The following is a 24,159-nucleotide window of genomic DNA, read 5'->3' as shown; positions in this document are numbered from 1 at the left end:
ATAATAGTGATCGTTTAGAGGTTGCGATGCGATCGCAGTGATCGAATCGTGGATATCGCACAACAACACGAGGGAGTGATCCTCATGACTGAGGCCCGTAATCCATTCGCATACGAATACTGGACGCGCACGACCGGCGATCTGACCGACCGCCGCAAGCCGATCGCAACGCCGGTGATCGAAAATGATCATAACGGTGCGCAAACCGTCGTCATCGACCCGACCCGCCGCTACCAGTACTGGGAAGGCTGCGGCGCGGCCATCACCGACTCGTCCGCATCGCTGTTCATGCAGTCGATGACCGCCGAACAGCGCCACGCGATCCTCACCGAAATGTTCGATCCCGAACAGGGCGGCTTCTCGTCCGTGCGCATCTCCATCGGCGCCTGCGACTTCTCCAGCCAGAAGTACTACTCCTACGACGATCTGCCGGAAGGCGTCGTCGCCGACGCCGGCCTCAACTACTTCTCCATCGGCGAAGGCGAGCCGGGCGCGCCCGACGCGACCAAGGACCTCAAGAACGTCATCCCCGTCCTGCAGGAGATCGTCGCGATCAACCCGGCCGTCAAGATCATGGCCTCTCCGTGGTCCGCACCGGCGTGGATGAAGACCTCCAACCGACTCGACGGCTCCGGCCGCCTGCGCCTCGGCGAATTCGTCGGCAACGGCTACCGCTACCAGGACACCATCGACTACGTGTACGCGCAGTACTTCGTCAAGTTCATCGCCGCGTACGCCAAGTACGGCATCCGCATCACGTCCGTCACCATGCAGAACGAGCCGAGCAACGGCTGCCCGTGGCCGATCACCGTGTGGACGCCCGAGGAACTCGCCAAGTGGGGCAGTGAATACCTGCGCCCGGCGCTCGACCGCACGTTCCCGGACGTCGAGATCTACTTCGGCGACGACTCCCTGCGCTTCTACCAGCGCCCGGTGAGCGAATACATGACCCCCGCGCAGGCCAACGCGTTCGCCGGCGCCGCGTTCCACACCTACTCCGGCCTGCCCGAGTGGATCCACAACGGCACCCGCCAGTTCCCGCAGTGGAAGGCCGCGATGACCGAACGCCGCTGCATGCTCGACGAAACCGTCGACGAGGCCAGCCACGTCATGTTCGGCGAGATCGGCACGTGGCTCGTGCGCAACGGCATCGGCCTGATCAACCTGTGGAACATGGCGCTCGACGAGCAGGGCTTCCCGAGCTGGGCCGGCACGTCCGGCCGCCGCGGCGTCATCACCATCGACTCGTCCACCGGCAAGGTCAAGCGCAACCTCGAGTACTTCATGCTGCGCAACTACGGACAGGACGTCACCGTCGGCTCGCAGCGTGTCGCCTCCACCAACCGCACGCCGGACGGACGCCACGGCGGACTCGGCTCGGTCGCGTTCGTCAACGATGCGACCGGCGACCTCGCGGCGATCCTGTACAACCCGACCGGCGAGGACATCGAGGCCGCGGTGACGATCAACGGCGAGGGCGCGCGCTGGCAGAAGGTCACGGTTCCGGCGTACGGCACCGTGAGCCTGCACAAGTCGCAGCATCCGGTCAACGAGTCCGAGGCCCCGGCCGACGACGAGTTCAAGATCACCTACACGCCGCACCCGGTCGACGACCACGACGAGACGCTGTTCTGATCGTTCCTGTGTGTTTGTTGCCCCGTTGACGCATGCGCGCCGGCGGGGCGTTTTCGTATCATGCCGGGGAATTGCCCCGCTGCTGTGCGGCCGCCGGTCAGCTCACCGCGCGATGCCGATGCTGTCGCGCTCCACGAAATGCGAGTCGAACATGATCGGCCGCATGTTGCGCGGGTCGTTGACGTGCCGCACCGCCGCGAGCACCTCCTCGACCGCCGTCTCGCCGGCCCGGTACCGCGCCAGATGCACGGTCGACAGTGTTGGCGTCACGAGTGCGCCCAGCTGGATGTCGTCGATCCCGACCACCGATACGTCGCCCGGGACGGAGATCCGCCGCGCCTGCATCGACGTGACGAATCCGATCGCCATGATGTCGTTGTAGGCCAGCACCGCGCTCGTCGGATTGCGCACGAACGCCTCGCCGCACAGGAATCCGCCGTGGAACGTCGGTTCGCTCGCGCTGATCCGCCGCACGCGCACGCCGTGCCGTCCGCAGATCGCCGTCAATGTGCGCCAGCGTACGCCGTCCTGCCACGACGACTCCGGACCGGCCAGATACGACAGCGATTCGTGGCCGAGCTGCGCGAGCCGCGAGATCGCCTGTTCCATGCCGGCGGTCGGGTCCGCGATCACCGACTGGATGCCCTGGATCGACCGGTTGATCGCGACGAGCGGCTTGATTTCGGCCAGCTTGCGGATACCTGCGTCCGACAGTCGCGACGAGGCGAGGATGATCCCGTCGATATGCTTGCTGGCCGACTGCAGCGCGGCTTTTTCGAGCTTGTCGGTCTCCTCCGAATCGATGACCATCAGGCCGTAGCCGTTGCGCAGGCACTGGTGCTGGGCGCTGCGCGTGTAGTCGGCGTACACCGGGTTGCGCAGGTCGGCCACGACGATCGCGAGCAGGCCGTTCGGCTCGTCGTCGTTCGCGGCGGTCTGCGCGGTGATCGTGCCGGCCCGGTAGCCGAGTCGTTCCGCCACGTCGCGGATGTGCGCGGTCGTTTCCGCGCTGACCCGGCCGGGTCTGGCGAACGCGCGCGAGACGGTCGACGGCGCGACGCCGGCGGCCTCGGCCACGTCGCGGATCGTCACGCGGGCGCGGCGGTGCGGGGTGGGGGAGGGATGATGATGGGCGGTCTCCTGTGCTGGCTGCTGCTCGAGTCCCTGTGCTGGCTGGTGTGTTGATTCGCGCGCGGTGTCGTCGTTGCTCATGGATGCTCGTGCCTCCGGCGTTGGATGGTGATCTGATCGCTGCTGTTCAAGTACATCGTACTGCTGATCGCCGCTGCTTGTTGCCAAATGTTGCCGTGCGCGGGTTGTGGATGGCGGAAATTATGCGTCGGGAGGCGCGCCGGCACGCGTTTTTCCATTGTGCAGAAGGGGAATGCTGCATCGATGGCGGCAAACTGTGGCAACAAATGGGCGGTTTGTTGCCAAGGTGGGACTATGGAGCCATGACTCAACCAGTGCAGTTTGATTTGAATCCCGATCGTCTGCTTCCCCCCGAACAGCCCACGCGCGACATCGCCCGCACGCTGTACGAATCGGTGAAGGACCTGCCGATCATCTCCCCGCACGGCCACGTGCCGATCAGCTGGTTCGCCGAAGAACAGCACTTCTCCGATCCGACCAGTCTGTTCATCACGCCCGACCATTACGTGACCCGCGTGCTGCACACCTGCGGCGAAAGCCTCGCCGATCTCGGCGTCAACCAGAAGGACTTCACCCCCGAACAGGCGCGCAACGCGTTCCTGCTACTCGGCAAGCACTGGGCCGCGTTCGCCGGCACGCCGATGCGCTACTGGTTCGAGGATTCGCTGCGCAACGTCTTCGGCATCACCAAGCAGTTCGGCCCCGAAACGGCCGGCGAGATCTACGACGAACTCAATGCGCTGCTCGCCACCGACGACTTCGCGACCCGCAAGCTCGTCAAGAAGTTCAACATCAGCTTCATCTCCACCACCGACGATCCGGTCGACGACCTGCACCTGCACGATCAGGTCGCGGCCGACAAAGAGTTCGGCGTGCGCGTCGCCCCGTGCTTCCGCCCCGACAAATACCTCGAGCCGGCCCGCGTCGACTGGCCGGAACTCGTCGCCGCGCTCGGCAAGGCGGCCGGCGTGGACACCTCCACGTACGACGGCTACTACGAGGCCATGCGCCGCCGTCGCCTGTACTTCAAGGAGCACGGCGCGGTCGCATCCGACCACTCGCACGCCGACGCCGGCACCGCTCGACTGACCGACGCCGAAGCCCGCGAACTGTACGCGCAGGCGCTCAAGGGCGCGATCAGCGCGACCGATGCGACCCGTCTGCGCCGTCATTTTGTGAACGACCAGGCCCGGCTCGCCCAGTCCGACGGCCTGACGATGACCATCCACCCGGCCGTCTACCGCAACTACGACTACCGCAACTTCGTCGACTTCGGTCCCGACACCGGCGCCGACATCCCCGACAAGGTCGACTTCGCGGCCGGCCTGCGCCCGCTGCTCAACGAGTACGGCAACAACCCGGACTTCCACTTCGTCGCGTTCACGATGGACGAAACCGAATACTCCCGCTCGCTTGGGCCCCTCGCCGGCTTCTACCCGGCGCTGTACGTCGGCGCCCCGTGGTGGTTCATCGACGCGCCCGAACCGATCCTGCGCTACTTCCAGGCGGTCGTGACCGCGGCCGGATTCACCAAGCTGTCCGGCTTCATCGACGACACGCGCGCGCTGTGCTCGATCCCGGCCCGCCACGACATGAACCGCCGCCTCACCTCGCGGTTCGTGGCCACGCTCGTCGCCGACCATCGCCTCAGCCTCGAGGAAGGCCTGAAGATCGTGCACGACGCGGTCTCCGACCAGCCCGCCAAGGTGTTCAAGCTGTAAATTCCGCCCTCCTTGGCTCCCTTGTCAGGGGAGCTGGCAGCGAAGCTGACTGAGGGGTAGCCACACCCCTTGAACTGGTTGAGTGTACGCTCCCTCAGTCTCGCTGCGCGAGCCAGCTCCCTCAGCCGAGGGAGCCGAGGATACTGAACCAAAGGACCAACATCATGACCGAAGCAACATACACGTCCAAGCCGCGGCTCAACCGCGCCGAGCACGGCCGCACGGCCGCGCCCGAGCGCATCCTGCACCTCGGCATCGGCAACTTCACCCGCGCCCACCAGGCGTTCTACACCGAGCACGCGCCCGACGCCGCCGACTGGGGCATCGCCGCGTTCACCGGCCGCGCCGGCGACAACGTCATGCTCGACGCGCTCGCCCCGCAGGACAACGTCTACACGCTCATCGTCACCAACCAGGACGGCGACCACTTCGAGGTCATCTCCTCCGTCTCGTCCATCCACTCCGCCGACGACATCGCCGCGCTGCGCCGCTACTTCGCCGATCCGAACATCGCGATCGTCACGTCCACCGTCACCGAGGCCGGCTACATGCGCGACCGCAACGGCGACCTTGACGTCGCCAACCCGGCCGTAGCCGCCGATCTCGCCGCGCTCAAGGCCGACCACGACACCAACGAACTGACCACGATCCCCGCCAAGGTGACCGCAGGCCTGCTCGCTCGCCGCGCCGCCAACGCCGGCGCGATCACGATCCTGCCGTGCGACAACCTCGCCGGCAATGGCGCCGCCTTCCGCAAGGTCGTCGAACAGGCCATCACCGCCGTCGACCCGACCCTGCTCGACTGGGCCAACGAAAACGTCGCATGGGCCACCTCGATGGTCGACCGCATCACGCCGCGCACCACCGACGCCGACCGTCAGACCGTGGCCGACGAACTCGGCTGGTACGACGAGTTCCCGGTGCGCACCGAGCCGTTCATCGAATGGGTCATCCAAGGCGACTTCCCGAAGGGACGCCCGGCCTGGGACAAGGTCGGCGCGGTCATCACCGACGACGTGACCCCGTACGAGCACCGCAAGCTGTGGCTGCTCAACGGCGCGCACACGTCGATGGCATATATCGGCACGCTGCTCGGACTCGGCACCGTCGGCGAGGCGATCGCCGACCCGACCGTGAACGCGTGGGTCAACGAATGGTGGGATCTGGCCAGCGGCTACCTGACCATCTCCACCGACGACTACCGCGCCAAGCTGCTCGAACGCTTCTCCAACCCGCGCATGCACGACAGCCTGCTGCGCATCGCGGCCGACGGCTCGCAGAAGCTGCCGGTACGCATCGCGCCGGTCGCCAAGAAGGCGCTCGCCGACGGCAAGTCGATCACGCCGGCCGCACGTGCGGTCGCCGCGTGGATCCTGTTCCTGCGCTCGCACGGCGAGACCGACGCGCAGGACGCGTACCTCGACGACGTGCTGCCGCTGGCCAAGGCCGACGGTCCGGACGCGACGCGCAACGTCGTGGCCTACCTCGACAAGGAGCTGGCCGCCTCCGACGAGTTCGTCGCCGCGGTCGACGCGCAGAAGGAGGCGCTGGAGGCGGAAGCCGCCAAGCGTCAGTAATCCTACATACTTGGCCCCCTCTGATGAGGGGGCTGTCGGCGAAGCCGACTGGGGGAGAGAACGCGGAACGTACGCTCAAACCCCTGACTACCCCTCAGTCTCACTGCGTTCGACAGCTCCCCTGACAAGGGGAGCCGAGAAAAGAAAATGAAAGGAACCAACCACCATGGCAATCGAAAAAGCCGAAGTCTTCGTCACCAGCCCTGGCCGTAACTTCGTCGTCTTCCGCATCACCACCACCGACGGTGTCGTCGGCCTCGGCGACGCGACCCTCAACGGCCGCGAGCTCGTCGCCGCGGAATACTTGAAGACCATCGCCCCGTCGCTGATCGGCAAGGACGAGGACAACATCGAGGACATCTGGCAGTACCTGTACAAGGGTGCCTACTGGAAGCGCGGCCCGGTCACCATGGCCGCGATCTCCGCCGTCGACGTCGCCCTGTGGGACATCAAGGCCAAGAAAGCCGGCGTACCGGTCTACCAGCTGCTCGGCGGCGCCTCGCGCACCGGCATCCTGACCTACGCGCACGCCTCCGGCGTTGACCTGCCGAGCCTGTACGACAGCATCGACATGTACCGCGAGATGGGCTTCAAGGCCACCCGCATCCAGTACGCGCTGCCGGGCATCCCGTCCACCTACGGCGTCGCCGCCTCCGCCAACGCCCAGCAGGGCGAGGGCGAGAAGGGCGTGCGCTACGATTACGAGCCGGCCCGCCGCACCACCGTCCCGGTCGAGGAGGTGTGGGACGCCCGCACCTACCTGAACACCATTCCGGGCGTGTTCGAGGAAGTGCGCAACAAGTACGGCAAGGACCTGATCCTGCTGCACGACTCCCACCACCGTCTGCGCCCGATCGAGGCCGCCCGCTTCGGCAAGCTGCTCGAGCCGTACGACCTGTTCTGGATGGAGGACACCACCCCGGCCGAGGAGAACCAGCAGTACCTGCGCATCGTGCGCGAACACACCACCACCCCGATCGCGATCGGCGAGATCATCAACTCCTGGTCCGACTACATCACGCTGATCGAAGAGCAGCTCATCGATTACGTGCGCTCCGCCGTCACCCACACCGGCGGCTTGACCCACATGAAGAAGCTCATGGCCTTCGCCGAGTTGTTCGGCGTGCGCTCCGGCTTCCACGGCCCGACCGACGTGTCCCCGGTCGGCATGGCCGCGAACCTGCACCTCGACCTCGCGATCCCGAACTTCGGCATCCAGGAGTACATGAAGCACTCCGAGGAGACTCTCGAGGTGTTCCACACCTCCTACACCTTCAAGGACGGCTACCTGCACCCGGGCAACAAGCCGGGCCTGGGCGTCGACTTCGACGAGAAGCTCGCCGCGAAGTACCCGTACCAGCCGGCCCCGCTGCCGGTCGACCGTCTGCTCGACGGCACCATGCACGAGTGGTGATCCTCGTCGCCTGCGCCGGCCGCCGCGTAATGCGCGCGAAGCGGCCGCGCGGGCGATGATGACCGCTGCTAGCTCCAGCTGACCTCGGCTGGGCGAAGCCAAACAGGCAGGCTCCGCCCAGCCGTTTTTTATGATCGTATGCGATCGAACACGAGAGGAACGTGACATAACCATGACCAACGCAACCACGACATCGGCGCGGCATTCGCAAGGACGGCCGCAGGAACCGCAGGACGATTTGAACCGTCCGGGCAACCCGCCGGTCGAGATCAACCTGCGCGCGGCCGACGTGGCCGCCGCCGCGAAAAACCGCAACGGCCTGACCTACAAGGGATTCGGCGTGCTTTCGGGCAACGCCACGTCGGCGCTGCTCATGGACTACAAGGCCGAACACCCGGACGCGTACTGGACACTCGTGCGTACGCTGTACGGCGGCCCGCGCCCGATGATGAACACCGTCAAGATCGAGATGGGCAACGACCGCAACAACTCCACCGGCCCGAACGTCGCCACGATGCGCGACCGCAACGAGTACCCGCAGGTGCGCCGCGAACCCGGCTTCCAGCTCGCCGCCGACGCGCGCCGCTACCAGCCCGGCGTGCACGTGAGCATCCTGCGCTGGCATGCGCCGACCTGGGTGCACGACAACGACGACGTGTACCGCTGGTACAAGAACACGATCCTGGCCGCCTACCGCGAGTACGGCGTGATGGTCGACTCCGTGAACCCGGACGTGAACGAGCGCACGGCCGACCTCGACTGGGTGGCCGAGTTCGCCGATCGCGTGCATACGGACACCGACGGCTTCCTGGGGAATGCGCCCGACGATCCGAACGCCGGATTCCGTTCCGACACCGAGCGCGACCTGTTCCACGCGATCAAGGTCATCACGTCCGACGAGGAGACGACTGGCACGTTCGGCGGCGACGTGATCGCGAATCCGCGCTACCTCAAGGCGATGGGCGTGGCCTCGTACCACTATTCCGTCGAGGACGACGCGGACGGCAACTTCAAGCGTCTCGCCGACGAATACGACAAGGAAGTGTGGAATTCCGAGGCGCAGGCCGTGTTCTCGAACTCCGCCGACCGTCCGAACAACACGATGGACAACGGGCTGGGGGAGCGCACCGGAACCGGCATCGGCGGCATCGGTGGCCCGCTCGAGATGGCGAACACGCTCATCAAGGGATTCGTGGAATCGCGCCGCACGGCCGCGTTCTACCAGCCGGCGATCGGCTCGTGCTACGAGCACATGGAGTACGCGTCGAAGGAGCTGATCTCCGCGCGTGACCCGTGGAGCGGTTGGATGTACTACGACGCCGGCTGCGCCGCGCTCGAGCATTTCGCCCGCTTCGCCGACCTCGGCTGGGAACCGACAGACAGCGTTTCACGTGAAACAGGTGTTGCGGAACATGGCGCGCGTCCCGTCTGGCGTGCCATCCCGCAGGCCAGCGGCAGCAAGGTCGGCGGCAACAACCCGGTGTCCGGTGCGCGCCACGGCGAGCCGAGCTACCTCACCCTTGCCGCGCCCGACGGCAGCGACGCGAGCGTGATCATCGTCAACGACAGCTCCCTGACCAAGACCTACCGCCTTGCCGTCGACCCCGCACTGCCCGCGGCCGGCAAGCCGCTTACGATCTGGCAAACCCGCGCGGCCGATCCCGGTCAGCCGTATGACGCGAACTGGCGCAAGCCCGTCGCCATCCTGCGCCCACAGAGTGTCATTTCGAGCGGAGCCGCAGGCGAAGTCGAGAAATCTTCGGAAGATTTCTCCGCTCCGCTTCGCTTCGGTCGAAATGACAATGGGGGTGCGCGCTCCGGTCGAAATGACAATGGGGACATGCTCTCCGGTCGGGATGGCGGCGGAAAGAACGATGCCGCCGTATACGAGATCGCCGTCGCACCGTGGAGCATGATCACCGCGACCACGCTCGACTCGGCGTCCCCCGACCCCGAAACCGGCACGCTCACGCCCAAACCCGAGTTCGCGTACGACCTGCCGCACACGGCCGAAAACAGCCGCGCCGTGCTCGACGTCGATCCTGCGGCCGGCGTGCTGTACGCCGACGATTTCGCGTACACGGACGCGCAGCCGGTCGAGGTCTATAAGCACGACCGACTCGTGAACGAGGACTACCTGACCTCGCGCGGCGGCGATCGCGGCGCGACCCCGCGCTACACGACCGACACGAACGGCGCGTTCGAGATTGTCCCCGACGACGAACGCGGCCATGTCCTGCGCCAGCAGATCGACTGGACGCACGCCGGCAACGCCTGGATCGAAGGCGACCCGCGCACCGCGATCGGCGACATGCGCTGGACGAACTACCGCGTGACGGTCGACGTGCGGTTCGAGGACTATCCGGGCCGCGCGCCGTACGCGCTGGTCGGCGCCCGCGAGATGGGCGGCAACAAGTTCACCACCGACATCTGCGGCGTGGACTTCAAGATCCGCGCCGACGGCGTGTGGCTGCTGCGCAACTTCGGCAACGAGGTGCGCCGCGGCCATCTCGAGGATCTGAAGAAGCGTGCGGCCGAGGCGGGCACGCGCCCGTTCGCGCCCGGTGCGAACCAGTGGAACACGATCGCGCTCGAGGTCGCCGGCACCACCGCCACCGTGTTCGTCAACGGCGCGAAGGTCGCGACGTGGTCCGACCCCGTGCTGCAGTCGGCCGGCCGCGTGAACCTCGGCACGAGCTTCGACCACGTGCGCTTCTCGAACCTGCGCGTCGAACGCGTGGCGGGCGCCTCGCCGTACTACACGCAGCTCATCGACGACATGCACATGACCTCGTGGGACGACTCCTCGCGCCAGATCCTGCGCTACGAGGGCCCGTGGACGCACGACAACGGCCAGGGCATGTTCACGTACATGCGCACGATCTCGCGCGCCGAGATGCCCGGCGCGTCCGTGTCGCTCGACTTCGACGGCACCGGCGTCGACCTGTTTGGCCCGAGCGACGGCCGCGCGCGCCTCGACGTGTTCGTGGACGGCCACATGCTGCACGACGCCGAACCGACGTTCGCCACGAACGGCTCGCTGCGCTGCCAGTTCCGTGTGGAAGGCCTCAAGCCGGGCCGCCACACGGTCACGTTCCGCACCGCGGACACCGCCGACTTCGCGCTCGACGCCATCGGCGTCCTCGCCTGAACCGCCGGTCGAACTGCCCGGCGGCTCGCGGCCGTGCCCGCTTGGTCACGCGACGGTTTGGTGCCGTAACGATCCGTCGCGTGACCTTGCCGGTCTGATCGCCTGAACCGTAAGTCGTGAGCCGTGAGCCGTCCGGCCCGCGCCCAGCCGATCCCCAGTTTGCCGACTATACTCAGGAACATTGCATAGGGGAGGTCCTGACATGGTTGATGACGACAAACTGGGGAGCGCCGGCGCGAACGGCAGCAATGAAGCGGCCCCCGGCATCCTGACCGCCGAACAGCAGGATGCGGTCGCCGCGCTCGCCGCCACGAACAAGTACGCCAAGCAGTCCAAGTGGCAGACGTTCAAGGAACTGCCGAAGGACGAGAAATGGCCGTTCTTCGTCCAGCACTTCCTGCTCGGCACGTCCGCCGCGGTCGTCGGCACCATCGTCGTCATCGCGCTGATCGTCACGTTCGTCACGAAGCCGCCGGAGCCGGAACTGGCGATCGCCGGCTTCGATCTCGACGACTATTCCACTCAACTGGACGAACTCAAGTCCGGGTTCGTCAAGCAGGAACAGATCAGTGACGATCGATTGGTGACGATCGCCGGCACGTACGACATCAGCGGCGACGGCTACACCGACGACTCGGCCAAGGTGATGACGATGGTCACGGCCGGCGACATCAACATGATGATCGCGAACAAGAATACGTTCGCATCGCTGGTTAGCCGCGGCGTGATCGGCAAGGTGAGCGACAGCGAGACCAAGGCGATCATGAGCGACCTCGCGCAGTCCGGCGCACTGGTCGACAAGAAGGGCGAGCCGACCGACGACGTCGCGAAGGCGTACGGCCTCAACCTGTCGAAGTCGAAGACCTGGATCGCGATCGACGGCCTGCCGGATGACGCGATCGTAGGCATCAGCAATGTCGTGAACGACACCAACAAGACCCGCGCCCGCCAGTTCATCGACTACCTCAAGTTCGAGTAGGGGCTCGTCGGAGCACCGGGCCAATAAGCAGAAGGTCTTGCCGGACAAGCATGTTCGGCAAGACCTTCTGCTATACGAATGGGGTGATGGACTCGTACTGTGACGGGCTTAATGTGACGGGTTCGACGCTCCCTCAGTCGGCTTTGCCGACAGCTTCCTCAGCCGAGGAAGCCAAGAACAAAAACACGTCAGGTGAGGTCCGGCAAAGTACTACCGCACCTCGGTGGATTCACGCGGGGTGAGCGTGTAGCCGACGGTGATGGTGGTCGGGTCGGGGCGTTTGCCGGCCGGGGCCTCGATCTGCTGACGCAGGTTCATCACGGCGAGCGACGCGAGCTGGTTGAGGTCGACGCTGATCGTCGTCAGCGACGGCACGATGAACTCGCCCGAGGTCACGCCGTCGAAACCGATCACCTTCACGTCGTCCGGCACGCGCAGTCCGAGGTCGGCAAGTCCGCGGATCGTGCCGATCGCGGAGGAGTCGTTGAGGCAGAACAGGCCGTCGAACGGCAGTCCGTCGCGGCCTCGCGCGCGGATCGCCTCGCGCGCGTACGTCTCGTTCATGCCCTTGAGCGGGATGACGACCGATTCGTCGTACGGCAGTCCGAGGTTGATGAGCGCCGACTTCGCGCCGAGCAGACGCAGCTTGCGTGACGAGGTGCGCGTAAGCAGCTCGTCCTTGTCGATGAACGGCGGGCCGACGATGCCGATGCGCTTGCAGCCCTGCGCCGCAAGATGCTGCACGGCCGCGCGTGCGCCCTCCTCGTTGGGGAACATGATCGCGGAGACGAGCGTCTTCTCCTCGTAGGTGTCGATGAACAGCGCCGGCCGGCCGTGCTTGATCGAGTCGACCAGTTCGCCGGTCAGGCCGGAGGCGTGGATGATCACGCCGTCGGCGAGCGTGCCGGAGAACAGCGAGTTCGACAGCGCGGTGGTCGCGTTGTCCGGCTGGTACTTGGTCTCCTGCAGGAACGGCACCATGCCCTGATCGACGATCGCGTTCGACAGCGCGTCGATGAGCTTCGAATAGAACGGGATGTCGTATTCGTTGACGATGACTTGGATGATGCCGCTGCGGCCCGATTTGAGCATGCTGGCCGACGCGTTGGCCGTGTAGCCCATCTCCTTGGCGAGGGCTTGGATGCGATCGCGTGTGGCGTCGCTGATGCCGGGCGCGTTGCGCATGGCCTTGGATGCGGTCATGGCCGATACGCCGGCTGCTGCGGCTACATCTTTCAGCGTGACGGCGGCTCGTTTCATGATGCTCCTTTGGCATACCTTGTATGGAACTTCTCTATCGTAACCCAACGTTAGGTTAACGATCTCTGTTGTTTACCGATAATCATATAGATAATTCCAGCATTTCGTCAAATACGCGATTTGATCAGTATGCGACACGCCGAAAGTTAACCGTAAACTATGGTTCTTGCCAAAATTTGCAATCGAGAAAACCATTGGAATATAAGCGATTTATGGGATTTTTCCCAGCTCTCTCACGGTTTTTCCCTGCATGATTTGCCAAACGTTAATCTATGCCTTATATTGGTTAGCGTTAACCCCACGACGAGGTGAACCGATAATTGAGTTGTTGTCCGGTACGGTTTTCTTCCTTTTCCTTCCGCGCCGGGCGGGGACTCAGTCGCATCGGTGCGCGATGAACGCGCACAAGAAAGGAAACAAGATGTCGAACAAAGGTGTGGCGAAGAAGGCCATGGCTGCCATCGCGGCCGTAGGCGCCATGTCCATGATTCTGGCGGGCTGCGGTTCCGATTCCGCCGACAAGAAGCAGGTCGACAAGGACGGCAAGCCGCTGGTCAAGGTCATGTTCCAGAACGCGACCAACCAGGACGTCAAGAACATGTCGTGGACCAAGGACCTCGAGAAGGCGTGCGGCTGCACGATCGAATGGTCCCAGGTCTCCGACGCCCAGTGGACGCAGCAGAAGTCCGCGACCCTGTCCGCCGGCAACCCGGCCGACGTCACCATCCGCGGCTACCACCCGGCCGACGCCCAGAAGTACCAGTTCTTCGAGGACCTCTCCGACGATCTCGACAAGATGCCGAACGTCGAGGCGTTCTTCAAGGAGCAGCCGATGGCCAAGGGCATGGTCACCACCCCTGACGGCAAGATCTACACCCTGCCGCGTTACTCCGGCAAGAACTACAAGACCTCCGGCCAGCACCTGTTCATCAACAAGACCTGGCTCGACAAGCTCGGCCTGCAGGTGCCGAAGACCTGGGACGAGCTGTTCAAGGTGATGGACGCGTTCAAGACGCAGGACCCGAACGGCAACGGCCAGGCCGACGAGATCCCGTACGCGATGCGCAACATGGGCTCCGACATCGGCTGGTGGTCCCCGCTGCTGTTCCTGAACTCCACCGGCATCTCCACGCAGTTCAACAACTCCCCGTCCCGCTTCGGCGCGTACGTCGAGAACGGCAAGGTCAAGAACTACCTGGTCTCCGACCAGCTTCGCGAGACCGTCGAGTTCCTGCACACGATGATCGAGAAGGGCTACAGCCCGAAGGATTCGCTGACTCAGGACTCGTCCAAGTACTACGCGTCGCTGACCGGTTCGTCGGATGGCAAGACCGCCACCGTGGGCCTCGCGATCACCAACGAGCCGAACGCCTTCGGCGCCGACCTGCGCGACCAGTACGAGGCGATCGAATGGCCGGCCTCCGCCGATGGCGTGACCGCGGCCGCCGATCACTCGCAGGATGAGGGCGCGTTCGAGGACTACGGCGTGGCCGTGTCCGCCGACGCTCCGAACAAGGACGCGATCTACAAGCTCATCAACGCCATGTACGACGGCAAGGACAACTCCATCCAGCAGCGCTTCGGCGCCTTCGGCGAATGGGTCACCAAGGACGGCGACGACACCTACACCGTGAACTCCAAGTTCTTCAACCTCGGCGCCAACGACAAGAGCCCGGCGTTCGCCGACCGCTTCGCCGGCTGGATTCCGGACTCCGTCACCATCAAGGGTGACGAGGCCGCCGCCCGTCTGAAGAAAGCCGATGACGTGTACGCCAAGGCCCTCGAAGCCGTCGGCAAGGACTACTTCCCGATCACGCTCCTGCCGTCCGACGCCGACTCCACCACGCTGTCGAACAACTCCGCTACCTACCTGACCGCCGCCATGCCGCAGATCGCCAAGTTCATCCAGAACGGCGGCGCCGATGACGACGCGACCTGGGACGCCTACGTCAAGGGCCTCCAGCCGCTGGGTCTCGACGAGAACAACCAGCTGTGGCAGAAGTGGTACGAGGACGCTTGGAAGAAGATCGACGAGTGATCGACTCGTCACGATCGCTCTGATCTGACTCCATCCCAACCCTTGCTCCCCGATAAGGGGAGCCAAGAAAAAACGAGTGCTCCCTCGCAAGAGGGGGCACTCCCCATCCCAACAAACCAACCCATCTCCAAAGAGGAACAATGGTACAGAACACAGGCACGGGCGCGAGCACAGTCTCGCAGACCGTCGACGCGGGCAACGCGGTTTCCGCGCCGGTTGTTGACAATATTGCGGCCCGCAAGCATCAGCCGCTTCCGGTGCGTATCGGACGTCATCTCAAGCTGTATTGGCAGCTGTGGACCTTCGTCCTGCCGGCCATGATCTTCGTGGCCCTCTTCGCCTACGTCCCGATGTACGGCCTGCTGTTGGCCTTCAAGGACTACGATCCTCGCAAGGGCCTCGTCGGCGGCAAGTTCGTCGGACTCAAATACTTCAACCAGTTCTTCCAGAACCCCCAGTTCGGCACGATCCTGCGCAACACGATCAACATCGCCGTGCAGACCGTCGCCTTCGGCTTCGTCTTCCCGATCATCCTGGCGCTGCTCATCAACCAGATCCACTCGATGAAGATCAAGTCCTTCGTGCAGACCATCACCTACATGCCGCACTTCATCTCCACGGTCGTCATGGTCTCGCTCATCAACATCTTCCTGTCGCCTGACACCGGCATGATCGGCCGCTTCTTCGGCGAGCAGAGCCTCTTGGCATACCCGCAGTTCTTCGCACCGATCTACTGGATCACCGAAGTCTGGCAGCACTGCGGCTGGAACTGCATCATCTACCTCGCGGCGCTCTCCGCAGTCGATACATCGCTGTACGAAGCCGCCAAGATTGACGGCGCCGGCCGACTCCAGCTCATCTGGTCCGTCGACCTGCCGACCATCCTGCCGACCTGCGTGATCATGCTGATCCTGAACATGGGCGGCATCCTGAACGTCGGCTTCGACAAGACCTTCCTGATGCAGAACGCACTGAACCTGCCCGGTTCCGAAGTGCTTTCGACCTTCATCTACAAGATGGGTATCATCAACGGCCAGATCTCGCTGTCCACGGCCGCAACCCTGTTCAATACGCTGATCAACTTCTTCTTCCTGGTGCTGACCAACTTCATCTCGAAGAAGTTCTCGGATACGAGCATCTTCTAAGGAGCGGGTGAATATCATGGCACAAGCAACTGCAACCCCCACCGGCGTCGCGCCGAAGACTTCCGCCGACGAGATTCCGTGGAACCCGAAGGTCACGCAGCAGCGTACCGTCGGCGACTGGATCGTCGACATCGTGATCTGGACGATCCTCACCCTCGTCGTGCTCGCGGTGCTCTACCCGATCTGGTTCGTGATCATCGCGTCGTTCTCCGACCAGACGCTCGTTGCGTCCGGCAAGGTGACGCTGTGGCCGCTCGGTTTCAACGTCAAGGGCTACGAGATGGTGTTCTCCGACGACCGCGTGTGGCAGGGCTACCTGAACACGATCATCTACTCGGTGCTCGGCACCGCGCTCAACGTGGCCGTGACCATCCCCGCCGCGTTCGCGCTGAGCCGCCGCGAGTTCGCCCCGCGCCGCATCATCATGTTCTTCTTCACGTTCACGATGTTCTTCGCGGGCGGCATGATCCCGAACTACCTGCTGTTCCGTTCCCTCGGCCTGCTCGACACCATGTGGGTGTTCATCCTGCCGAGTGCGGTTAACGTGTTCAACCTGATCGTCGCGCGTTCGTTCTTCGAATCCTCGATCCCGGAGGAGCTGCACGAGGCCGCCCAGCTGGACGGCGAGTCGTACTACGGCTTCTTCTTCAAGATCGTCATCCCGCTGTCCGCCGCGATCATGGCCGTGATCATGCTGTACTACTTCGTGCAGCACTGGAACGACTTCGGCACGGGCCTCGTGTACATCCAGGACACGCACAAGCAGCCGTTGCAGAACGTGCTGCGCGACATCCTGCTCGCGAACTCGACCCAGACCGGCAACGCCACGATGAGCGCCGGCCAGCAGCAGCTCTTCGCCGACCAGATCAAGTACGGCATCATCCTGATCTCCACCATCCCGCTCCTCATCCTCTACCCCTTCCTCCAGAAGTACTTCAATAAAGGCGTCATGGTCGGCGCGGTTAAGGGCTGATTTCGATCAGTTTCGCCACAACACTTGCCGGGCGCACTCCAGAACAGAAGATATTTTCTCCTTCCGCTTCCGTTTCGGCCGTGCGCCCGGCTTTTCTTTGCCTGAAATCCTCTGTTTTTCCGAAAGGAACCAACCATGGCAACCACGAGATTGCCGCAACCTCAGGCCCCGGCCGATCCGTACGGCTACCTGATGGTCCACTTCATCGAAGATCCGAACAGCTACGCCGAGCGCATCTATCTCGACATCTCCGAGGGTGACGATCCAGAACGCTGGCACCCCCTCAACGCCGGCAACCCGATCCTCACGTCCCCGCTCGGCACGACCGGCGTGCGTGATCCGTACCTGACCCGTAATTCGGAAACCGGCCGCGTCTACATCATCGCCACCGACCTGCGCGTCTTCGACGGCTCCGGCCGCGGCTCTGCGCCGGGCAGCCCGTGGTACGGCTTCTCGCATCACGGCAGCACGAACCTGATCATCTGGTACTCCGACGATCTGATCCACTGGAGCGAACCGCACACGCTCGACGTCTCCCGCCGCCCCGACGGCACGCATGCCCAGCTCGGCATGGCGTGGGCGCCGGAAGCGCTGTGGGTCGCGGATTACTATCCGGAAGGCAGCGAAGCCGAGCACAACGGCTCGCGCGGCGCGTTCGTCGTGTACTGGTCGAGCAAGCTGTTCGCCGACGACGATCCCGAGCACAAGGACGACTCCGTCTACGACCGCATCCTGTGGGGCGCGACGAGCGACTTCACCGACGCGACGTTCGAATACGGCGGCATCTTCATCGACAAGCATCGCCCGACGATCGACACGACCATGCTGCAGCGCGCGCTGCCGGACGGCACGATCCGCACCTACCGCGCAACCAAGGCGAATGGCGAGTCGACCGTCGAGCCGGCCGAAGTCAAGCGCGGCATCTGGCTTGACGCGACCGACGCGCCGCGCTGGTGGGAGCCGGGAACCGAATGGCACATCGTGCAGGAGGAGATCGGCGTCGAGTGGATTCCGAACCGCGATCCGGCCGGCGTGGAGGGCCCGGCGCTGTTCGCCTCGCATTCCGACGGCCGCGCGTACCTGTACGTGGACGTGATCCCGTCGATCGGCTACCGTCCGATGGTCACCACCGATCCCGACCGCGGTTTCGACTACCTGCGTTCCGACGACTTCTCCATGCGCCCGCACACCAAGCACGGCGGCGTGTTCTCGCTGAGCCGAGCCGAATACGACCGTCTGCGCGCGGCCGACGGTAGTATTGGGCAGTAGCAGTGCAGTGAGCGCATGGGTCTGGCGGGGCTGAGGCTCCGCCAGATTCGTATTCGGAACAGCGTTCGGAACATAAAGGAGTCTTCCATGCAGCGGTTTGCAGTCGGGTACGAGTTCGTGTGCCGCATCATCATGATGCTGATGGTGTGCCAGGTCGCGTTCATCGTGCATACGGTGATGGGGCTGATCGTCGGTGGGTTCTTCCCGTCGATCGCCGCGCTGTACACCACGTTCCGCACATGGCTGCTCGACGTGAACGACCGCTCGTGGACAATCAAGCAGAGCTGGGTCACGTTCCATCGCGCGTGGAAGGCCGAACTGGCAGGCGCGAACGCGTTCGGCTGGCCGCAGTTCATCGTCTGGGCGTTGCTGATCTGGGACTACTATCTGGTGAACTGGAACGACATGGGCCGCATCGGCTACGCGGTGTCCGGCGTGCTGCTGGTCATCAACGTGCTGTACGGCCTGTTCGTGCTTGTCTCGTGGGCGATCCGCGCGAACTTCGACGAGAAGCCGATGTGGGTGGTGCGCACGTCGATCTCGATGGTGATCGCGCGCCCGTGGTGCTCGCTGATGGTGACCGTGCTGTTCTGCGCGACCGTGTGGGCGTATTACACGTGGCCGGGCCTCGGTGTGGCGCTCGGCATCACGGTGCCGGTGTTCGCCGCGATGATGTGCATCTATTCCTACGGCCGTGTGCCCGGCATGGACGTGCATGTGCTCGAGCCGGTCGAGGAGAAAAAGCGCAAGAAGCAGCAGGAGCGCGATCAGCGGAACAAGTAGTGCCGTGGGGCGGTTTGCCGGTCGTTGTCGAAGATTCCTCCGATTGGCTTTGCCTTGATCGAGATGACGGTCCGATCATGCCCCGCCCGCTGGCGTCTGGCGCGATAATGGCATACAATATCGTTTGTTAACGTTAACAAGACGTGCGATTGCCGCTAATGGAACCGGCATCACGGGAGGAACCATGACTCAACCATATGAAGCCTATGTCTGGGCGTACTTCACGGGCGACACCGGCGGCAACGAGCAGATCAGCCTCGCCGTCTCGCGTGGCAACGACGCGCTGAACTGGCAGACGCTCAACGGCGGACGCCCGCTGCTCACCTCGGCCTTCGGCACGCGCGGCTTGCGCGACCCGTTCATCACGCGCTCGCACGACGACAGTCGCTTTTATATCATCGCCACCGACCTGAATGTCGCCGCGCTTCACGGCAACTTCCGCGAGGCCCAATGCAACGGCTCGCAGTACCTCGAAATCTGGGAATCCGACGACCTCGTGCACTGGGGCGAGCAGCGCCACACGCTCGTCTCCGCGCCGAACGCCGGCAACACGTGGGCGCCGGAGACGTACTGGGTGCCCGAACTCGGCGAGTACGCAGTGTACTGGTCGTCGAACCTGTATCCGACCGCGACTGATCGGTCTGCGGCATCCTCGTCCGAGTCCGCGAAACTCGATTCCGCGCACATGACCGCCGACGAGATCGCCGCCGCGCAATCCGCGCGCGAACTGCCCACCTACGGTCGCATGATGATCGCGACGACCAAGGATTTCCGCACGTTCTCTCAGCCGCGCGTGTGGATGGACGTGTGCCGCGGCAACGGCCACGATGGGTTAGGCCTGATCGATGCGACCGTCACGCACGACGGCGACTGGTGGTACCGGTTCGTCAAGGACGAGAAGCTCATGACCGTGCGCGAGGAGCGCTCGCATGACCTGATGGCGACGGTGTCCGGCTCGCTGCCGGGGGAGGCTGGCGCTGCGGCATCCGGCGACGGCTGGCAGCTGATCCGCGAGAACGTCGGCGTCGGGCTGCCGAACGGCGAGACGGACGCCGATGGCACCGCGAAACCGTTCACGCACGGCGAGGGCCCGTGCATCTTCCGCGCGAACGACGGCGACGTGAACGGCTACCGCTGGTTCCTGTTCATCGACCAGCCGCGCTACCACGGCGGCCCGAACCATTACATCGGCTTCGCCACGCAGGACCTGGCCGACCCAGACGGCTGGGTGCCGGTCAGCGGCAAGCTGCGCGAGGGCATCCCGATCAACGCGGACGGCGGCAAGCCGCGCCACGGCACCGTTATGCCCATCACCGCCGCCGAGCGCGACCGTCTGCTCGCCGCCTTCGGCGACTGATCTCTTTTTTCCCGGGCATACGGCCGGTTCGCCCACCTCAATCGGCCGTATGCCCGGGAGGGGGATGGTGGGTGGCAACAGGTGGCAAATGATGGCAACAACGGGGTTTGCCGCATACTGTTGAAAGCCGCATCGCGTACCGTGCCCGTCATTCGGCTCATCGCTCAAGGAGGAGTCCATCATGTTGCTTATCAACGACCGTCATGCCCCGGTGGATCTCGAACCCGGCGTCGCGCCCGTGCTGCGATGGCGTGATGATGCCGACGCGATGGCCGCCGATCCCGCGCACGGCGGCGATCCGGTCGCGGTGCAGGTGGCTGTTGCCGAGACTCGCGAGGATGCGCTCGCCGGACGCGGTACGGTGTGGGACTGCGGCTGGATCGACGGCGACGCGTGGGGCGGCGTGACGCTGGACGGCGTCGATATGGGCCCGTCGCGCCGGTATTGGGTATCGCTGCGCTGGAAGTACGCGGACGACGAGGTTGGCGGCTGGGTTGAGCCGACCACGTTCGGCACCGGCGCGGGGCGCGAGTGGGCGGCCGAGCCGATTTGGGGACCGGAAGCCGGAGACAAGAAGATTTCTCCACTCGCTGCGCTCGGTCGAAATGACAACGGGGATGGTGCGTTCGATCGGAATGACCGTGCGGATGATTCGCTTGGCCGCGATGGAGAGGCCGATGATGCAGCCGGTTGCGATGGCGTGGATGATCCGGTCGACCATGATGATGACGCGGCCGGTCTCCATGACCGCGATCTTGGCAATGCGGCCGGATGGGCGCTGCTGCGCGGCGTCGTGACATTGCCCGACAAGCCGATCCGCTGGGCGACGCTTAACGCGACCGCCGCATCCACCCGTCCCGCACGCCAGTTCGTCTATCGGATGTGGCTCAACGGCCGCTTCGTCGGCGTCGGCCCGACCTTCCCGATTCACGACGAAGCCCGCTACGACGGCTACGACGTCACCAATCTGCTGCGTCCGGGCTGCACGAACGCGATCGGTGTCGTCGCCTACACGATGGACGACCGCCGGTTCATCGCCCAACTCGACGTCTGCTATGCGGACGGCTCCATCGAACATTACGGCACCGGCGTATCCGGCGCGCACGGTATGACCTGGCGCGCGCTCGCCGACCCGTCGGCCGTCTACCCGCCCAGCGCGTCGATTGGCACGCAGTATTTTGAGGCCCCGGCCGAAAATCTGCGCGGTGATGCGTATCCGCAATATCTGTCCGACCCCGATGTCGATACCGGGCGCAGGCAGTCCTGCACATGCTATTGCGAAGACGCGACGGCACATGGCGACGCCGGCGAACCCGAATGCGGCGGTTGGCTTCCCGTGGCCGTCAAGCCGCAGTTCACCGAACTGCTGGCCACGCCGACCGACAAACTCGCCGTGCGTTACGTGCGGCCGGCATCGTTGCTGCGCGTGGAACGTCCCGTGAAACCCGGCGATCCCGACGATGCGGCGATCTGCGACCCGGCCGATGCGGCGGATACGTCCGATGCCGACGCCCAGGTTCTTAGTGTCATCGTCGACTTCGGCAGCGCGCGCATGGGCGGCATCCGACTCAACCTGCACCCGCGCCGTCCGGTCGACGTCACCGTCCGCTACGGCGAGGTGCTCAACCCCGACGGATCGGTGAAATTCCGCCTCTCCGCAGGCAACGTATACGAGGATCATTGGCACGTCACGCCCGGCTGCGGCCCGCTTGAAACGTGGGGTCTGCGCGTCTTCCGCTACGTCGAGATCAGTGTCGCCCAACCGCCGGCCGCGCCGTCGTCGTGGGATACGCCGTCGCCCACCGGACTGGACGAGCGCGCAGCCGCGATCGAGGAGATCCTGCTCGGCGGCGATGCCATCGGTGATAGCGATAGTGACACCAGTAATACGGAACGCAGCAAGTCCGCGAACGTTGGCACCAGCATGGACCGCGCATCGGCCGTCGGAGATATCGCCGCCGACCGCCAGTCCGAAATCATCCCCTCACTGTCCGCCGCGACGCTCGTCTATCCGTCGCTGGACGGCTCGACCGACGGCTATCCGGGCATGTTCCGCTCATCCGACCCTGCGCTGAACCGGGTCTGGCAGCTGTGCGCACACACGATCGAAGCGCTGAACGGCAACATCTACGCCGATTCATGGACCCGCGAACGAGCCGCCTACGAAGCCGACGCATGGCTCCAACAGCGCGCGCACCTCACGCTCGACGCGGCCCCCGCGCTCGGCGCGTATACGATCGACTACCTCATCGCGAACCGCACCTGGCCCACCGAATGGCCGCTGTACCTCGTGCTCGCCGTGCATGATTCGTGGATGCGCAGCGGTTCGACCGCGCAGATCGCCGACCAGTACGGCGGCCTGCTCGCGCTGCTGCCCGACCGGTATCTCGACGCGGCGACCGGGCTGATCGTCAAGGAGCCGGGCGAGTCGAGCAAGACCGACGGCGATCTCGTGGACTGGCCGCCGTCCGAGCGCGACGGATTCCGGTTCGGTGAGGGCAACACGGTCGTCAACGCGCTGGCCTCGCGTGCATACGCCGATATGGCCGATCTCGCGCGGGCCGTCGGGCGTGATGATGACGCGGAACGGTTCGCGGCCGTGGCGTCGCGTATGCGCGCGTCGATTCATGAGCGGCTGTACGACGCGGATCGCGGCGCGTATGTGGACGGGCTGACGGTGGTCGCGGATGACGGGGCATCGGCGGATGCCGATGTGTCGGTGGTTGGCGATGCCGGTGTGACGGGCGTCGGCCACGATCATACGGTGGCCGGGTCTGACTGCGTCGCCGGCAAGCCGGCTGCATTCGTGGCCGGTAGTCGTCGGTTCACGCCGATCGATCATGCGTCGCTGCATGCGTCCGCGTTTGCTTTGGCGTTCGCCGACGTACCGGTCGAGCGGGCGGCTCGGGTCGTTGCGTTCCTGCGCTCGCGCGGCATGGCGTGCAGCGTGTATACGGCCGCGCCGTATCTGCTTGGACTGTATGGTTCGGGTGCGCCCGATGCCGCCGCGGCCGCGACCGCGATGATCGCCGACCGTCGCAACGCGCATTCGTGGGCGTACATGATCGCGCAGAACGCGGGCGGCACGATGGAGGCGTGGGATGTGGCGCGCAAGCCGAACACCACGTATTCGCATCCGTGGGCCGCGTCGCCGGCGTTCCTGCTGCCGGAGGGTCTGATGGGCGTGCGTCCGCTTGAGCCGGGATACCGACGGTTTGAGGTCGCGCCGCAGCCGGGAGCCGTTCTCGCGGCGAGTGCGACCATGCCGACTCCGGCCGGCGACATTCGCGTTTCGTATCGAGTGAGGGAAGGGGCTGCGGATGGCGCGATCGAGCTCGACCTGACCGTCCCGTCGCGCACCCGCGCCAACGTGATCCTGCCGACCGCCGCGTACCGCGACCTCGCGCCCGGCCGGCACCGCCTCGTCGGCTGAGCTGATCGCGAACTGACTATGTATCCGGTCGTGCGATGAATTGTGATGGCTCAGCGCCATCGCATGACCGGACGATTCCATTGGTCTGTATGCCTATTGCTCTGTCGGACTTGACTTGATGCGTTCTCTGTTCTTGGCTTTCTCGGCTGAGGGAGCTGTCGGCAAAGCCGGCTGAGGGAGCGTCAAGCCCATCACATTAAGTCCGACAGAGCACTATGTCGTCATTCGTATGATGTCTTGTTACGTGGCGTGTCGCGTAATTGTAGCGCTAC

Annotated in this window: 15 protein-coding genes; 13 read left to right on the top strand and 2 right to left on the bottom strand. The window is 64.7% G+C overall.

Translation table 11 applies throughout. The annotated features are described in order from the left end of the window. Positions 1 to 84: 84 nt before the first annotated feature. Positions 85 to 1,635 (top strand): glycoside hydrolase family 30 protein, encoded by a 1,551-nt coding sequence (locus KIH76_RS09520; RefSeq protein ID WP_214374024.1) that lies wholly within the window; start codon positions 85 to 87, stop codon positions 1,633 to 1,635. A 102-nt stretch (positions 1,636 to 1,737) separates the two neighbouring features. On the opposite strand, the gene KIH76_RS09515 is transcribed toward KIH76_RS09520, so the two are convergent. Further along, positions 1,738 to 2,847, bottom strand: coding sequence for a LacI family DNA-binding transcriptional regulator (locus tag KIH76_RS09515; RefSeq protein ID WP_219070465.1), 1,110 nt, complete (start codon positions 2,845 to 2,847; stop codon positions 1,738 to 1,740). A gap of 242 nt (positions 2,848 to 3,089) precedes the next feature. Here KIH76_RS09515 and uxaC point away from each other — a divergent pair, with 242 nt between their 5' ends. The 5 genes from uxaC (at position 3,090) to KIH76_RS09490 (ending at position 11,629) form a co-directional block, all read left to right on the top strand. Next, the gene (gene uxaC / locus KIH76_RS09510) at positions 3,090 to 4,508 is read left to right on the top strand and encodes a glucuronate isomerase (protein ID WP_236036960.1); all 1,419 of its coding nucleotides are present in this window, start codon (positions 3,090 to 3,092) and stop codon (positions 4,506 to 4,508) included. Between the two features lie 164 nt (positions 4,509 to 4,672). Continuing rightward, entirely contained in the window at positions 4,673 to 6,085 is a 1,413-nt protein-coding gene (locus KIH76_RS09505; protein ID WP_219070464.1) for a mannitol dehydrogenase family protein, read from the top strand. 166 nt (positions 6,086 to 6,251) lie between these two features. Next, complete coding sequence (gene manD, locus KIH76_RS09500; RefSeq protein ID WP_163229486.1) at positions 6,252 to 7,499, top strand: D-mannonate dehydratase ManD; 1,248 nt, start codon at positions 6,252 to 6,254, stop codon at positions 7,497 to 7,499. Between the two features lie 172 nt (positions 7,500 to 7,671). After that, complete coding sequence (locus tag KIH76_RS09495; RefSeq protein ID WP_219070463.1) at positions 7,672 to 10,650, top strand: hypothetical protein; 2,979 nt, start codon at positions 7,672 to 7,674, stop codon at positions 10,648 to 10,650. A gap of 202 nt (positions 10,651 to 10,852) precedes the next feature. Next, entirely contained in the window at positions 10,853 to 11,629 is a 777-nt protein-coding gene (locus KIH76_RS09490; protein WP_214374029.1) for a hypothetical protein, read from the top strand. A 210-nt stretch (positions 11,630 to 11,839) separates the two neighbouring features. On the opposite strand, the gene KIH76_RS09485 is transcribed toward KIH76_RS09490, so the two are convergent. Then, on the bottom strand, positions 11,840 to 12,889 hold the full coding sequence (locus KIH76_RS09485) for a LacI family DNA-binding transcriptional regulator (RefSeq protein WP_214374030.1): 1,050 nt from the start codon (positions 12,887 to 12,889) through the stop codon (positions 11,840 to 11,842). A gap of 421 nt (positions 12,890 to 13,310) precedes the next feature. Here KIH76_RS09485 and KIH76_RS09480 point away from each other — a divergent pair, with 421 nt between their 5' ends. The 7 genes from KIH76_RS09480 (at position 13,311) to KIH76_RS09450 (ending at position 23,887) form a co-directional block, all read left to right on the top strand. Next, positions 13,311 to 14,927 carry a type 2 periplasmic-binding domain-containing protein gene (locus tag KIH76_RS09480; RefSeq protein WP_219070461.1) on the top strand — a complete coding sequence of 539 codons (1,617 nt, stop codon included), beginning with the start codon at positions 13,311 to 13,313 and terminating at the stop codon, positions 14,925 to 14,927. 140 nt (positions 14,928 to 15,067) lie between these two features. After that, complete coding sequence (locus tag KIH76_RS09475; RefSeq protein WP_214374032.1) at positions 15,068 to 16,072, top strand: ABC transporter permease; 1,005 nt, start codon at positions 15,068 to 15,070, stop codon at positions 16,070 to 16,072. A 16-nt stretch (positions 16,073 to 16,088) separates the two neighbouring features. Beyond that, positions 16,089 to 17,045 carry a carbohydrate ABC transporter permease gene (locus KIH76_RS09470; protein ID WP_214374033.1) on the top strand — a complete coding sequence of 319 codons (957 nt, stop codon included), beginning with the start codon at positions 16,089 to 16,091 and terminating at the stop codon, positions 17,043 to 17,045. A 135-nt stretch (positions 17,046 to 17,180) separates the two neighbouring features. Then, positions 17,181 to 18,314 carry a glycoside hydrolase family 43 protein gene (locus KIH76_RS09465; RefSeq protein ID WP_219070459.1) on the top strand — a complete coding sequence of 378 codons (1,134 nt, stop codon included), beginning with the start codon at positions 17,181 to 17,183 and terminating at the stop codon, positions 18,312 to 18,314. Positions 18,315 to 18,401: 87 nt separating this feature from the next. Continuing rightward, the gene (locus KIH76_RS09460) at positions 18,402 to 19,097 is read left to right on the top strand and encodes a YesL family protein (protein WP_219070457.1); all 696 of its coding nucleotides are present in this window, start codon (positions 18,402 to 18,404) and stop codon (positions 19,095 to 19,097) included. A 184-nt stretch (positions 19,098 to 19,281) separates the two neighbouring features. Continuing rightward, complete coding sequence (locus KIH76_RS09455; protein WP_219070455.1) at positions 19,282 to 20,454, top strand: glycoside hydrolase family 43 protein; 1,173 nt, start codon at positions 19,282 to 19,284, stop codon at positions 20,452 to 20,454. A 181-nt stretch (positions 20,455 to 20,635) separates the two neighbouring features. After that, positions 20,636 to 23,887 carry an alpha-L-rhamnosidase-related protein gene (locus KIH76_RS09450; RefSeq protein ID WP_219070453.1) on the top strand — a complete coding sequence of 1,084 codons (3,252 nt, stop codon included), beginning with the start codon at positions 20,636 to 20,638 and terminating at the stop codon, positions 23,885 to 23,887. Positions 23,888 to 24,159 lie beyond the last annotated feature (272 nt).

This window comes from Bifidobacterium simiiventris, from assembly GCF_019331715.1.
Lineage (GTDB): Bacteria > Actinomycetota > Actinomycetes > Actinomycetales > Bifidobacteriaceae > Bifidobacterium > Bifidobacterium simiiventris.
The sequence above is the reverse complement of the archived record's forward strand: the minus strand, read 5'-3'. Positions and strand labels throughout refer to the sequence as shown.

What these genes read in the sequence shown, in the direction of transcription:
- KIH76_RS09520 (WP_214374024.1), top strand. Translation starts at nt 85, where the DNA reads ATGACTGAGGCCCGTAATCCATTCGCATACGAATACTGGACGCGCACG.
- KIH76_RS09515 (WP_219070465.1), bottom strand. Translation starts at nt 2,847, where the DNA reads ATGAGCAACGACGACACCGCGCGCGAATCAACACACCAGCCAGCACAG.
- uxaC (WP_236036960.1), top strand. Translation starts at nt 3,090, where the DNA reads ATGACTCAACCAGTGCAGTTTGATTTGAATCCCGATCGTCTGCTTCCC.
- KIH76_RS09505 (WP_219070464.1), top strand. Translation starts at nt 4,673, where the DNA reads ATGACCGAAGCAACATACACGTCCAAGCCGCGGCTCAACCGCGCCGAG.
- manD (WP_163229486.1), top strand. Translation starts at nt 6,252, where the DNA reads ATGGCAATCGAAAAAGCCGAAGTCTTCGTCACCAGCCCTGGCCGTAAC.
- KIH76_RS09495 (WP_219070463.1), top strand. Translation starts at nt 7,672, where the DNA reads ATGACCAACGCAACCACGACATCGGCGCGGCATTCGCAAGGACGGCCG.
- KIH76_RS09490 (WP_214374029.1), top strand. Translation starts at nt 10,853, where the DNA reads ATGGTTGATGACGACAAACTGGGGAGCGCCGGCGCGAACGGCAGCAAT.
- KIH76_RS09485 (WP_214374030.1), bottom strand. Translation starts at nt 12,889, where the DNA reads ATGAAACGAGCCGCCGTCACGCTGAAAGATGTAGCCGCAGCAGCCGGC.
- KIH76_RS09480 (WP_219070461.1), top strand. Translation starts at nt 13,311, where the DNA reads ATGTCGAACAAAGGTGTGGCGAAGAAGGCCATGGCTGCCATCGCGGCC.
- KIH76_RS09475 (WP_214374032.1), top strand. Translation starts at nt 15,068, where the DNA reads ATGGTACAGAACACAGGCACGGGCGCGAGCACAGTCTCGCAGACCGTC.
- KIH76_RS09470 (WP_214374033.1), top strand. Translation starts at nt 16,089, where the DNA reads ATGGCACAAGCAACTGCAACCCCCACCGGCGTCGCGCCGAAGACTTCC.
- KIH76_RS09465 (WP_219070459.1), top strand. Translation starts at nt 17,181, where the DNA reads ATGGCAACCACGAGATTGCCGCAACCTCAGGCCCCGGCCGATCCGTAC.
- KIH76_RS09460 (WP_219070457.1), top strand. Translation starts at nt 18,402, where the DNA reads ATGCAGCGGTTTGCAGTCGGGTACGAGTTCGTGTGCCGCATCATCATG.
- KIH76_RS09455 (WP_219070455.1), top strand. Translation starts at nt 19,282, where the DNA reads ATGACTCAACCATATGAAGCCTATGTCTGGGCGTACTTCACGGGCGAC.
- KIH76_RS09450 (WP_219070453.1), top strand. Translation starts at nt 20,636, where the DNA reads ATGTTGCTTATCAACGACCGTCATGCCCCGGTGGATCTCGAACCCGGC.